The sequence below is a fragment of the Bacteroides sp. B1-V-101 genome (assembly GCF_023656585.1).
Taxonomy (GTDB): domain Bacteria; phylum Bacteroidota; class Bacteroidia; order Bacteroidales; family Bacteroidaceae; genus Bacteroides; species Bacteroides thetaiotaomicron.
This window is the reverse complement of the sequence record NZ_JAMOKH010000002.1, coordinates 145,612-158,697: the sequence shown is the minus strand read 5'-3', so window position 1 is coordinate 158,697 and position 13,086 is coordinate 145,612. Positions and strand designations below refer to the sequence as shown.

At 42.7% G+C, this 13,086-nt stretch carries 14 protein-coding genes and 1 tRNA gene; 2 read left to right on the top strand and 13 right to left on the bottom strand.

Translation table 11 applies throughout. The features are described 5' to 3' along the window. Positions 1-15: 15 nt before the first annotated feature. On the top strand, positions 16-1,050 hold the full coding sequence (locus NBH01_RS02305; protein WP_008762843.1) for a BACON domain-containing protein: 1,035 nt from the start codon (positions 16-18) through the stop codon (positions 1,048-1,050). Positions 1,051-1,255: 205 nt separating this feature from the next. Beyond that, the gene (locus tag NBH01_RS02300; protein WP_011108708.1) at positions 1,256-2,446 is read left to right on the top strand and encodes a hypothetical protein; all 1,191 of its coding nucleotides are present in this window, start codon (positions 1,256-1,258) and stop codon (positions 2,444-2,446) included. 278 nt (positions 2,447-2,724) lie between these two features. Here the strand turns inward: NBH01_RS02300 and NBH01_RS02295 are convergent, their stop codons facing one another. From NBH01_RS02295 to NBH01_RS02235, 13 genes are all read right to left on the bottom strand, one after another. Then, entirely contained in the window at positions 2,725-3,969 is a 1,245-nt protein-coding gene (locus tag NBH01_RS02295) for a BT3233 family polysaccharide utilization protein (RefSeq protein WP_195577233.1), read from the bottom strand. Between the two features lie 152 nt (positions 3,970-4,121). After that, a complete protein-coding gene (locus NBH01_RS02290) occupies positions 4,122-4,925 on the bottom strand; it encodes a gluconate 5-dehydrogenase (RefSeq protein ID WP_008762840.1) in 804 nt (267 codons plus the stop codon). A 39-nt stretch (positions 4,926-4,964) separates the two neighbouring features. Beyond that, positions 4,965-5,807 (bottom strand): 5-dehydro-4-deoxy-D-glucuronate isomerase, encoded by an 843-nt coding sequence (kduI, locus tag NBH01_RS02285; RefSeq protein ID WP_048697346.1) that lies wholly within the window; start codon positions 5,805-5,807, stop codon positions 4,965-4,967. Positions 5,808-6,071: 264 nt separating this feature from the next. Then, positions 6,072-6,145, bottom strand: a tRNA-Gln gene (locus NBH01_RS02280). Positions 6,146-6,253: 108 nt separating this feature from the next. After that, the gene (gene tyrS, locus NBH01_RS02275) at positions 6,254-7,546 is read right to left on the bottom strand and encodes a tyrosine--tRNA ligase (protein ID WP_055229136.1); all 1,293 of its coding nucleotides are present in this window, start codon (positions 7,544-7,546) and stop codon (positions 6,254-6,256) included. An 84-nt stretch (positions 7,547-7,630) separates the two neighbouring features. Beyond that, entirely contained in the window at positions 7,631-8,320 is a 690-nt protein-coding gene (locus NBH01_RS02270) for a TatD family hydrolase (RefSeq protein ID WP_211462034.1), read from the bottom strand. 28 nt (positions 8,321-8,348) lie between these two features. Beyond that, entirely contained in the window at positions 8,349-8,588 is a 240-nt protein-coding gene (gene yidD, locus NBH01_RS02265; protein ID WP_373151253.1) for a membrane protein insertion efficiency factor YidD, read from the bottom strand. Between the two features lie 32 nt (positions 8,589-8,620). Beyond that, a complete protein-coding gene (gene rnpA / locus NBH01_RS02260; protein WP_008762835.1) occupies positions 8,621-9,010 on the bottom strand; it encodes a ribonuclease P protein component in 390 nt (129 codons plus the stop codon). A gap of 5 nt (positions 9,011-9,015) precedes the next feature. Next, entirely contained in the window at positions 9,016-9,762 is a 747-nt protein-coding gene (locus NBH01_RS02255) for a uroporphyrinogen-III synthase (RefSeq protein ID WP_008762834.1), read from the bottom strand. Between the two features lie 4 nt (positions 9,763-9,766). Then, entirely contained in the window at positions 9,767-10,489 is a 723-nt protein-coding gene (locus tag NBH01_RS02250; RefSeq protein ID WP_008767457.1) for a DUF4271 domain-containing protein, read from the bottom strand. Next, the gene (locus NBH01_RS02245; RefSeq protein WP_008767456.1) at positions 10,486-11,073 is read right to left on the bottom strand and encodes an LOG family protein; all 588 of its coding nucleotides are present in this window, start codon (positions 11,071-11,073) and stop codon (positions 10,486-10,488) included. The genes NBH01_RS02250 and NBH01_RS02245 overlap by 4 nt, the downstream gene beginning before the upstream one ends. Before the next feature lie 180 nt (positions 11,074-11,253). Then, on the bottom strand, positions 11,254-11,835 hold the full coding sequence (locus NBH01_RS02240) for a hypothetical protein (protein WP_008767455.1): 582 nt from the start codon (positions 11,833-11,835) through the stop codon (positions 11,254-11,256). A gap of 87 nt (positions 11,836-11,922) precedes the next feature. Next, positions 11,923-12,855: a DUF4848 domain-containing protein gene (locus NBH01_RS02235; protein ID WP_008767454.1), complete on the bottom strand. Its 933-nt coding sequence runs from the start codon at positions 12,853-12,855 to the stop codon at positions 11,923-11,925. Positions 12,856-13,086: the final 231 nt, after the last annotated feature.

Genomic DNA, 13,086 nt, shown 5'->3' with positions numbered 1-13,086 from the left:
AACAAATAGCATATTATGAAGAAAATAACAAGCATATTTGCATTATTATTATGCGTATTCGTCTTCTCATGTAGTAACGACGACGATAAAGAAACATCTTCTTTGCAGATTGTTAGCTCAAATGTCACATTTGAATCTGCTGGAGGAACCGGTACAATAAAAGTTAACGCAATAAGTGAAATTACTGCTACCTCCAATAAAGATTGGTGTACCGTAAGCGTGAATGGAGATATTATAAATGTTTCTGTCATTGAAAATAATGATATGTCCGGACGTACGGCAGCTGTAACCATAACAGATGGTGAAGCATCCACTTTGGTTCCTGTTTCACAGGGTGGCTGTGTTATTCTGTATAATAAATCAGAATTGGGGCATGCTTTTACTTATGCAGGTGGTTCTGCTACAGTATCTTTCTCAACCACAGCATCTTATTCAATAGAAGTACCCGCCGAAGCCCAAAGTTGGTTATCATACACACTTGACGAAGAAAACAGAACTATAACATTTAATGTTGCTGCGAGTGCTGATAAAACCCCACGAGGAGCGGCAGTTAAAGTTACCGCAGGTAAAAAAACGATTTACTATCATCTTGGAGAGTATGAATTGAAAGACATCGCAGGCAAATGGAGAGTATCCTTTGTTGATGGAGATGATAGTACTCTAGCTGGAGAAATAGAAGTAGTTCAGGATGAAGAGGAACCTACCATCTTCTACTTGTCAGGTATTTCCAATTTCTTTGACCTACCGTTAATCTATAATGGAGAGGCCTTACTCACAATGGGAGGTCTTAATTTAGGAACATATGCTGGGAGATATAACATCTATACAGTAACATTGTCTGAAGGTGGATATGTCAGTTGGGATATGTCAACACAATATGTTGCTTATCCGTCATCCATCAATGGCAAATTTGCATTGGTATTTGGTGATAATGGTTCCTGGGATGGAGACGTAGTCAATGGCATTGCCTACTGGGCATTCTCCGGTGCTGCGGGAACAGGAAGTGCAGGATGGTTGGAGAAATTCAACGCTCTTACACTAAGCAAATAAGACGGCAAGCGTGCTTAGCTAAGTCTGTCTCTCTAACATGTATAAGATTTAGCTTTACATTAATTATTCATATAAAGGGTGTTCAACATTGGACACCCTTTACATTATCCTTTTCCATATAAAAAGCAATACAAAAGATGATGTTATTATTAAATTAATTCGTATCTTTCGGACACACAAAAAAGTTAAACCAACAATCACACATATGAAAATGATTCTTTTCCGACTAATATGTTTAAAGACATGCCTACTATTAATCCCTGTACTTTACGCACAAAACAACTATCGTCCGGGATTTATCATCACTGTTCAGAAAGACACAATATATGGAGAAATCGACTACCGTACAGATAAGATGAATGCTAAACGCTGCGTCTTTCAATCACAAGGTAATGATACCGAACCAGTAACCTATCATCCTTTCGAAATCTTGGGATACCGTTTTACAGACGACGGTAAATACTATGTCTCCAAGAACATAGAATTGAAATACGGTGTCTCTACCCCCGTCTTTCTCGAATATTTGCTACAAGGAATGAAAAGCTTGTACTACTATGAGACAGAAGATAACATACCAATCTATTTTGTTGAAGATAATAATACCCTTGTAAAAATAGATGCGCCCAAACTGTCCAAGCAGGCTACCAATATACAGTTTAAAGGCCAGACTGACCGATATATTCCCCTTCTTCATTACGCATTCAAAGACTGCCCAAGCCTGGCTCCCCAAATAGACCGGGCTCGTTTCAGCCGAAAGGAGATGATAAAAATCACAAAAGAATATCATTATGCAATGTGTACCAGTAATGAAGATTGCATTGAATTTGAAGCAAAAGAAGATAAACGTTCAATACAGTTAGATATAACTCCTTATGTAGGAGTTATTCAATATAATGTACCATCGGGTAGTCCGATCGGGCTCTATAGCTCACCCGAACTATCTTACCTGGCAGGAGTCACTTTAGCTATCAGCAATAGACGGTGGATGAGTTCGCTCAGTGGTTGTTTTGATGTGTCTTTTTCCCGCATAACATCCTCTGCAAGATCATTGAATAATGAAAATTCATCCACTATATTTAAACATAGCGGAACAATGTTTTCGGGTAAGTTAGGAATACGCTATACCTATCCGAAAGGAATGGCGCGACCATTTGTTGAGCTTGGAGCAGACTTCAGTGGAATGATCAATGCCAAGATAAAGATAAATGATAAGAGCGAGAGATGGCTGGATGGTGTCTACCCTGGCTATTACGCCAATGCGGGAGTAAACTTCAAACTTTCGCGGAAAAACAAACAAATGATATGCATACGCGCTCAATTCAAAGGCTTAAGAGACATGATGGAAAAATCAGCCCTCGTTAATGGATGGTCAGGAGTGATAGGATATACATTTTAAGTACTGCATTATTCGTTTATATAGTACTCACACTAGGAAATCTCTTATAAAACCGTTTTTCTTGTTATACCCATATTCTACCCGACAATAAAACTCCCCTTATTTCAGCCTTTCGAATGAAATAAGGAGAGCCTTATATAACTGGGTTATCAGCTATTAATACTTGACTTCTCAGGTATTAATAACTGACGCGACAAGTATTAATACCTGAGAAGTCAGATATTAAGACCTGTCGTGACATATTAGAATGCTTGTACCAGAGTTTATTAACTACCGTCTTAGTAAGTCACCGTCAACGGTGTACGCACCTTCTGCGCATACTCAGCCATATACGCATTCCACGCATCAACCGTCTTGATAGCAGCCTTATCCCAGGCAGAACCCCAGTAATAAGTATATTCCGAGCCCGGTTCATACTCGCTGATTGCCAATACATGACCGTCAGCTCCACCGCGCAGCTCCTTCTTCTCCTTTTCCGGGAAAAGAACGGTCTTTGCCTCTTTTACCAGTGAAGGAAATGCAGCGCCGATAAATATCTCACCGTTACCGCCGCTTCTGTCGGTTGTAGGGTCTACATAGGTGATATAGCCGTTTGCAGCGTCTGCTGTAACCACACCGTCCGGTTCACGAAGAACGATTCCGGTAGTCACAGGCATCGCTTCTTTCAGGTTAGTATACGAAACAACGGTTTTATTCAGGTAAGAACCAGCATCCAATGTGATGACACGCGTTTCCACCACGTTAGAATCGCCACGAACAGTCAACGGATTAAATTCCAGCTTCACTGTGAAACGCAGCGGGCCATTATCAAGGATTTCCTGTGTCCGATAGCAATAAGGATAGATAATCGTATCACCCGCCATCAGAGCGGCTGTACCGCAGCCCAGCGTAGGACCTACGGCATAACAATCCATTCCGTAGCCGTGGTCAATGTGATAAGAGATGGCATTTTGCAGTTCGGCAGCCGCTTTAGGGTCTGTCTTTTTCAGTTCGGCAATTCTGGCACGCTTTTCCTTATCCAGTTCTTCAGCGTAAAGGCTTTCAAGAATCGGTTCCGTAGCGTTATACTTCGTAAAGAGGTCGTAGCCGAAACCACGTTCACCACGCTTCTGCAAGGCAGGGCCATAGGCACGGTATCCGCCCAGGTCATTCTCCCATGCCACATCGTCCAAACGTTCAGGATAATAGCGGCCGCAGGCAATTACATTATACGGGTCGGGAGTACCGGATTGGATAGTATAAGTGGCTGTGCCATTTGCTTTCACCGTAGCCGGGAAAACCACTTTCTCGTCATACGTCACTTGATAAGGTACTTGCTGACCATCTTCACCAAGCACTACGATCTGAGCCGTATCAGCCAGCTGCAGCTTGGCTGTAACGTCACTCATCGGAACCTCAACCATTTCACCTGTGCGCTCCAGCGCCAGAGGATTGGTTACTGTAACCGTCATTGACTGCTTGCTGTCAGCACAAGAGGCAAAACCCATCAGGGCAATAGCAGCCAGAATAAATATCTTCTTCATATTATACACAACAAATAAGGGGATAGAATCAGGTAAAAAAACGAAAGGGGATAAATATAAACCGTAAACTATTCAACAGAAAAACGATAAGGTGACAGGCGGTAAAGAATCTCCTTACCACCCTATCACCTTATAATAATCTCTTGTTATCGTTATTTCGGCTGTTTTCCGATATAAGCCAGGATACCACCGTCTACGTAAAGAACATGGCCGTTAACAGCGTTAGAAGCCTCAGAAGCCAGGAATACGGCAGGACCAGTCAGTTCTTCCGGATCCAACCAACGACCGGCAGGAGTCTTGGCGCAGATGAATGAATCGAACGGGTGACGGCTTCCGTCTGCTTGTTTCTCACGAAGAGGAGCAGTTTGCGGAGTAGCGATATAACCCGGGCCGATGCCGTTACACTGAATGTTGTATTCACCATATTCAGAGCAGATATTGCGAGTCAGCATCTTCAGACCACCTTTGGCAGCAGCGTAAGCCGATACAGTTTCACGACCCAGCTCAGACATCATAGAGCAGATGTTGATGATTTTACCGGCACGCTTCTTCATCATGGCAGGCAACACAGCCTTAGAAACGATGAACGGAGCGTTCAAGTCGATATCAATCACACGACGGAAGTCAGCAGCTTCCATTTCGTGCATAGGAACACGGCGGATAATACCGGCGTTATTAACAAGGATATCAATCGTACCTACTTCTTTCTCGATAGTAGCAACCATTGCCTGAACAGCCGGTTCGTCTGTTACGTCGCATACATAACCGTGAGCTTTAATTCCCTTTTCAGCATAGGCAGCCATGCCTTTGTCTACCAACTCCTGGTTGATGTCGTTAAAACATACAGTAGCGCCTTGTTCCGCGTAAGCAGAAGCAATTGCAAAACCGATACCGTAAGAAGCACCTGTAACGAGAGCTACTTTACCTTTCAAAGAAAAATTCAAATACTGATTCATAATTTTTTGTTATTAAATGATGAAAACTATTGTAGTTGTTTATTTTAAATCTGTAATTAATGAGAAGTCCTGATCGCCATAATCGAGGTTTTCACCGCCCATACCCCAGATAAAGGTATAGTTGTGGGTAGCCGCAGCCGAGTGGATCGACCATTCGGGAGACAGAACCGCCTGATCGCCCTTCATCCATACGTGACGAGTTTCGTCCACCTCACCCATAAAGTGGCAGATAGCGTGCTCTTCGGGGATTTCGAAGTAGAAGTAAGCCTCCATACGACGGCTGTGCACATGGGCAGGCATCGTGTTCCATACGCTTCCCGGAGCAAGTTCCGTCATACCCATCTGCAGCTGACAGGTAGGCAATACCTGATTGACCAGCATCTTATTGATGTTACGGTGGTTGGAACCTTCCAACGAGCCCATTTCAGCCACTACGGCATCCGCTTTCGTCACTTTACGGTCGGGATAGTTGCGGTGTGCGGTCAGTGAGTTGAAATAGAATTTGGCAGGATTGGAAGCGTCCTTGCTTTCGAACGTCACCACACGGTCGCCCGAACCAAGGTAGAGGGCTTCTTTATAGTCAAGTTCGAAAATCGCGTCTCCGGCTTTCACTACGCCCGGTCCGCCTACATTGTAAATACCCATTTCACGACGGGTCAGGAAGAACGGAGCCTTCAACGGGTCGATCGCTTCGAGTGTCAGCACCTCTCCTACCGGAAGCGCGCCGCCTACAACCATACGGTCGTACATGGAGTACACCATATTCACTTCGTTGGGAACAAATATTTTTTCGATTAAGAAATCGCGACGGATTCTTGCAGTATCATAACTTTTTGCATCCTCGGGATGCGCAGCATAGCGAATTTCATAGTTCGTTTTCATACCTTATTTATTTATAGTTATTGAATAAGCTCTCTTTCTCAAATGCACATCGTTTACGTACACGATGCAAAAATAGTAAAAGAAAACGGGTTAACCTTGCAATTTTGTTCCAATTATCCACCAAAAATGTCCAGAATTGATGCAATGTACATCTTTTTAACGAACTATAATACGTTTTGAAGGAGTTTGACGACTATTTTCAATGATACAAAACGATATAAAAAAAGGAAGCTCCAATAATCAATGATTATCAGAGCTTCCTTTTGGTTGTCCTACCAAGATTCGAACTTAGACAAACAGAACCAAAAACTGTTGTGCTACCATTACACCATAGGACAAACATATGCGCTTTCTGTTAAAAAGCGGTGCAAAGATAGAGGTTTGCAAGCAAACCTCCAAATATTTCGATTACTTTTTTACTTTGCCACCTTGCAAATCGCTGATTTTTACTTCGCGATCAGCAGAAAATAGTTCTTTTTACCACGCTGAACAAGCAGATATTTCTCGTCAAGCAGATCGGCAGTCGTAATGACCTGGTCAAAAGCTTCCAGCTTCTCTTTATTCAATGATACGCCACCGCCCTGAACCAATTTACGCATTTCGCCTTTCGAAACAAATACAGCTGCATTATCAACAAACAGGTCAACAGCCTTCACTCCTTCCGCCAAGGCGTCACGAGAGATTTCAAACTGGGGAACGCCTTCGAATACAGCCAGCAACGTATCTTCATCCAACTTACGCAATGACTCGGAAGTAGCGTTACCGAACAGGATATTAGACGCATCTACCGCTGCATTGTAATCTTCTTCGGAGTGAACCATGACAGTCACTTCCTTGGCCAGACGTTTCTGCAAAGCACGCAAGTGCGGAGCCTGCTGGTGCTCGGCCACTAATGCTTCGATTTCTTCCTTCTCGATCGAAGTGAAAATCTTGATATAGCGTTCTGCATCAGAGTCGCTTACGTTCAGCCAGAACTGGTAGAACTTATAGGGAGAAGTATAACGAGGGTCCAACCAGATATTTCCGGATTCAGTTTTGCCAAACTTACCACCGTCAGCCTTTGTAATCAGCGGGCAAGTCAGCGCGAACACCTCTCCCCCATTGGTACGGCGGATCAATTCTGCTCCGGTGGTGATATTGCCCCACTGGTCGGAACCGCCCATCTGAAGTTTACATCCCTTTGTTTCATACAGATGAAGGAAGTCGTAGCCTTGAAGCAGCTGATAAGTAAATTCGGTGAATGACAGTCCGTCACGTGCTTCTCCGTTGAGGCGACGCTTTACAGAATCCTTTGCCATCATATAGTTTACAGTGATATGCTTACCTACTTCGCGAACAAAGTCAAGGAAAGAAAACTCTTTCATCCAGTCATAATTGTTCACTAATTCAGCACGGTTAGGCACATCCGACTCGAAGTCGAGGAACTTGGCAAGCTGTTTTTTGATACACGCCTGATTGTGACGCAATGTTTCCTCGTTCAGCAGGTTACGTTCTGCCGATTTTCCGGAAGGGTCTCCAATCATACCTGTAGCGCCACCGATGAGTGCCAGCGGCTTATGGCCGCAGCGTTGTAAATGACGCAGGATCATCACTCCACAAAGGTGACCAATGTGTAGCGAATCGGCAGTCGGGTCGATACCCAAATAGGCAGTCACCTGCTCTTTGTTTAACAACTCTTCCGTTCCCGGCATGATGTCCTGCAGCATGCCACGCCATCTCAATTCTTCTACAAAATTCATCGTATTACTCTTTTTATTAGGTTTTTATTGTCTTTCAATTCCATGTGCGACAAAAGTACGACTCTTTCTCGGAAGATACAACTCTTAACGCCTAAAAAAGACTTTTTGAATATTTTCCCGAATCGCCTGCCGCAGCTCTTCCACATCCGTGCTTCGTGCTTTCGCCACCTGCCTCAATACTTCTTCAATGTCGACCGGACTGTCGTCCGTCTCCAGAAACAGGTGACCGACAGACACTCCCTTCACCGTTTCCTCCGGATAGTGCGCACCGAAAGAAAGATAAATGCCGTTTTTTATCAGTTGCTCCGCCTGCTGCGGTTTCCCGCGAAAGCCGTGCCAAATCCAGGACTGAGCCGGATTCAGTTTCTTCCTCACCGCCAGCAACTCATCCATCGCCTTCACACAATGAATAATCAGTGGCAACCGATACTTCTCCGACAATTCCACCTGCTTCTCAAACATCCTTACCTGAAGCTCCATCGGAGCAGCTGTCAGTTTATCGAGCCCCGCCTCTCCTACCGCCACAAACTGCTCTTTCACAAGCAACTGCTGCAGAAGTTCAAATTGCTCTTCCGCATTGCGCTCCGTCAGTTTCCAGGGATGAATGCCGGCCGAATAGAAATATCCCTCTTTACCTGCCGTCCTGACATCCGAAGCCGACAGGCACAGCGAATCATCCACCGGTAATGGATAATTGATAATCGCTTTACCGTGGGAAACATCCTCCGACTTGTGAGTATGAATATCCAGAATATGACTCGCATTATTCTCCATATCTCTCGTTCTTTAGGGTAAATCGTTTTTAAGGCACAGGATCATAACCGGAACCACCCCACGGATGACATCTGAGGATACGCCGGACAGCCAGATAGAGTCCTTTGACGGGACCGTGTTTCTTGATTGCTTCGACCGCATAGGCCGAACAGGTGGGCGTAAACCGACAAGACGGAAGGGTAAGGGGCGAAATACACACCCGGTAAAAATAGATAGGAATCAGCAGTAAGAATGAAAACACCTTCCTCACAAGACTTTTCAGGGACATCCAGCAGACGGACACCCGGTGAGCACGGGGTTTCATAAGGATAACTTTTCAGAAATGCGCGAAAGCGCTGTCTTCATTTTCTCTTCCAGTTCGGCAGTGGCTACAAGTTCGTCCGACAGATAGATAAAAGCAATTGCCAGACGCTGCCCTTTGTTTTGCAAACCGTCCAGCAGTGGCTGTTTGTTCTTCCGGTAGACTTCGCGTATCTGCCGCTTCACCCGATTGCGCTTTACAGCACGTTTGAAACGCCGCTTCGATACGCTGATAAGTATCGTTGCCGGCACTTCACCTTGTTCTATGGGCATATATACAACGCGTATCGGAAAGATGGAAAACGACTTGGAATGGCCGCCTTCGAACATCTTTCCGATCAATATTTTACTATTCAGCCTTTCGGCTTTACGCAAAGTATATACGCTCACGCTGTTTATTTATTGTTTTCCTTGATGAACATATCAAGCGCAGCCGTCATTGACGGAGCCTGCACAGTCGGTGCTTCAAGGTCCAGACGGAGTCCGGCGTCGCGTACAGCTTGCGCGGTAGTCGACCCGAAGGTACCGATTCTGATCTCTTTCTGGTCAAAGTCCGGGAAGTTCTTCTTCAAAGAAGTCACTCCGGCAGGGCTGAAGAACACGAGCATGTCATAATCAAATTCCTCATCCGATGTAAAGTCATTGCTCACTGTGCGATACATTACAGCTTCTGTATGCTGTATGTTATTCTTGTCGAGCAGGTTTTTCACATCATCATTGTGCACGTCCGACATAGGGACGAGATATTTCTCCGTTTTATGCTTTACGATAGATGGCACCAAATCTTCAATCTTTCCGGTAGCACCGAAGAAGATTTTACGTTTGCGATATTGCACATACTTCTGAATGTACAATGCAACCGCTTCTGTGACACAGAAATACTTCATTGTTTCCGGAATAGTCACACGCAGCTCCGTACACAGATTAAAGAAGTGATCGATTGCGTGGCGTGAAGTGAATATAACGGCAGTGTGATCAAGAATTGAAACCTTCTGTTGCCGGAATTCTTTCGCCGAAAGACTCTCGACCTTTATAAACGGCCGGAAATCTATTTTTACGCCATATTTCTCTGCTATGTCGTAATAGGGAGATTTCTCTGACGCAGGCTTAGGCTGCGAAACTAGTACTTTTTTAATTTTCAACGTCCTAAATTTTTATTAGCAATACATTGTTTACCTGGATCATTCCCTGATAGAGTAGCAGACAGGGTATGATTTCAAGAGCGCAAAAGTACAAAATTAATAGGAAAGCCGCACTTAATTGATGAAAAAAAAGCTTTACCCACTTATAAAACATCAATATTTTAGTAAAAATTAGAATAATTAGTCCGATTATCACTAAATTGGTCAGATTCAGATCGAAATAAACAAGGAATAGAACAAAAGGAAAAAGGGCGAATCCGACGTAATATATGAGCGTAGAATAAGATTCCAGCCATATATTTGTCTTGTTTTTGTCAAAAAACACCCATCCGAGGAACATATAAAGTAACCATTTCAGTAAAAAATAGGCAAGACAGAAGCCGACATAAATCCCCAATAGCAGGAGAGGGGAGACCTTGGTCATCAGCATCGGACATGTATCATGAAAATAATTGAAGAACACGATACCTGTCAATACACAGGTCTGCACTACCAGTACGAGGAGATAGCGCACATCGGCTGCCGTAGAACTATCAAAAATGCTTGTCCGCTCGCGATGCAGTACAAAGTCTTTCACCTGTTGGGTGAGAAACTTCTTTCCACGAGCCAGAGCGATGGAGGAAAGAAAGAAGCAGGCAAGCAATGTCAAGGCAATCACATCATCCGTACGGGGAGAGTAGGAGATAGGGATTCCCTCGAATCCGGAGTTCAGTATATCGGCTATCATATGGCTGCAAATTTACGGATAGAAGCGTCCCATACGGGAGTTGTCTGAAGTAACTCCACCGCTTCTTCCGGTGTTTGTGCCACTTTCCATATATCACCGTGTTGCTGGCGCATGAAGTTTTCCTCTATTGCCCGTTCGAGCATTTGGAACAGCGGATCAAAAAAGCCGTTTATATTCAGAATGATAATCGGATTCAGATACAGTCCGAGCTGTTTCCATGTGATGATTTCAAGCAATTCTTCCAGAGTGCCGCATCCGCCCGGCAAGGCAATGATGCCGTCGCTCAGATTCGCCATCTTCTGCTTGCGTTCGTGCATGGAAGTGACTTCGATCAATTCCGTCAACCCTGTGTGATGCCAGTTCTGTTCGACCATGAAGTGGGGGATAACACCTGTCACCTCACCGCCATTCTTCAGAACTGCGTCGGCTACGGAGCGCATCAGTCCGATGCTTCCGGCACCGTTTATCAGACGGATATGTTGTTTGGCAAGCAGGCGGCCGAGTTTTTCGGCTGCTTCAAAATATACGGGGGCTATCTTAGTGCTGGATGCGCTGTATACGCATACGGAATGTATCTGATTCATTGTCTTTTGCAAGTTTACTGGATGAATGGGTACAAAAGTACAAAGAAATCATATACATATCAAAATGAATGTGCAATTTATGTCAAAGTGAAGATAGAAGAATAAACACAAAGGCAAGACTGCATATTCTATTTCTATAAATAGCACAATCAAGCCTATATTCTCCTACTTCAACACTCATTATTTAAATATTGGCATAAAAACAGAAAATTGAATATTTCGTGAAGTTACTTTTCCAACACCACTAGTATTCATCAGATTGCAAGTACCTTGTTTATAAGATAGTTGTAGTTCAAGCCATTTCAGCGTATAACTAACTCTTGCCACAATAGGTATATCGATCGCATTTTTTTTGCTATTATAAGTAGATGCACCCAATCGATTTACATACCAAGCCACATCTGCTCCGACTCCAAGTCTAAAATTAGAAAAACATTCATAACTGAACACAGTCCCTATTGATAGATATTTTCCGTTTACACTATACTTAGGACTATCCGAATTGAAGGCTTGATAATCAGTCCCCTGCGAGCCAAAAAGAGCAATGCCATCCATTGCAAATTTACGATTACCCCAATACTGCCGATAAGCATATCCAATATGATAATGAAGTTTATATCCCTCAAAATTACTGGAAACCACACTCACTTTTTCATGCAATGTTCCTAAAGAGCCTCCTAAAACAGGACCATGTTCCTGTGCAGATAATGATGCTGTAACAAATAGCAAAGCTATAAATATTAAATTAGTAATTGTTTTCATTAGAAGTTCAGTTTTTATTATTTAATATACAAATGATGAGGACAAAAGAGTTTATGGTTGTTGCTACTTTCGTCCTCATTTACACTTTTATAATCTCACAGTGGCAAATCCTCTTTGGTCATACGGCACACCCCGAGACCAGATTTCTATTGTACCCGTACACTCTTGTGCTAACTTACGTCCAAAAACTTTGGTTACATTTCCACCCATTTCTTTGGTATCAATAGCAAAAGGAATACCATCTTTATTTACATACACTGGACCATACCCCAGTAATTCTCCTTGAGCAAACTCAAAACCACGAAGGTTTACTTTAGCATGGTATGTCGTAGAGTAACGGCTCCATCCAAAGACTCCTTTCTTTTGCGAAGTAAAATTAGCATGTATTATTCCTGATGAAACAGATAAATATAATCCTACTTTTCTATCTTTTTGACGACTATATGCTTCGTTTATAGAACTTAAATCTGAAACAGACGAACGAGTAGAAACCGTAAATTGTTGTTGACGCTCTTTAAAGTCAGTATATACCTTATCCACAACCAAAGAATCGCCAATCATAAATTCACCTTTCATATTAACAAAGTATTCATTGGCTACATAAACAAGCCTTGAATAAGGTGACAGATCAGTAGCATCGATAGTATTAAACATAAATACATCACCATATTTATGTTTATATTTCTCATATAGAACATCAAACTCCGCTTTATCAGCAGCTTGATTACAGATTTTATCCAACTCACCATCCGCTTCTTGCATCAGAATCATCTGAGACTTAAAAGATAATGAATTAAGAAAACTAACTTGTTCTGAAGTAGACATTGCACTCACTTTCAAAAGAGCATTCTCGTACGATTCCACATCTTTAAATTTAATCATAGTACCGTCGTTTATTACTTCTATTTCAGAATTAGCATTCGTCGGTTTAACCATATTCACTTCCTGTTCATCATTGGTACAAGAAATAAATGCACCTAAACATACTGTTAGTGTCAGTGTTGAAAATAGTTTTTTCATTGTTTTTTCTTTTTTAGTTAATATCAATTCGTAGTTGCAACTATCTTTATGCTATTTTTTATGACTCAATTATTTAATGGCTTTTTCTATCCTTCAATAATCCTGTACTCAAAATACCCTTACCAAAACTTTGACCAGATTATCTGCTACAAAAGTAGAGATAATGGAGGTATCGACCTAGATATTCAATTCAGTAATAATTCAGAAATAAAAAATGCCATTTGATCTAAA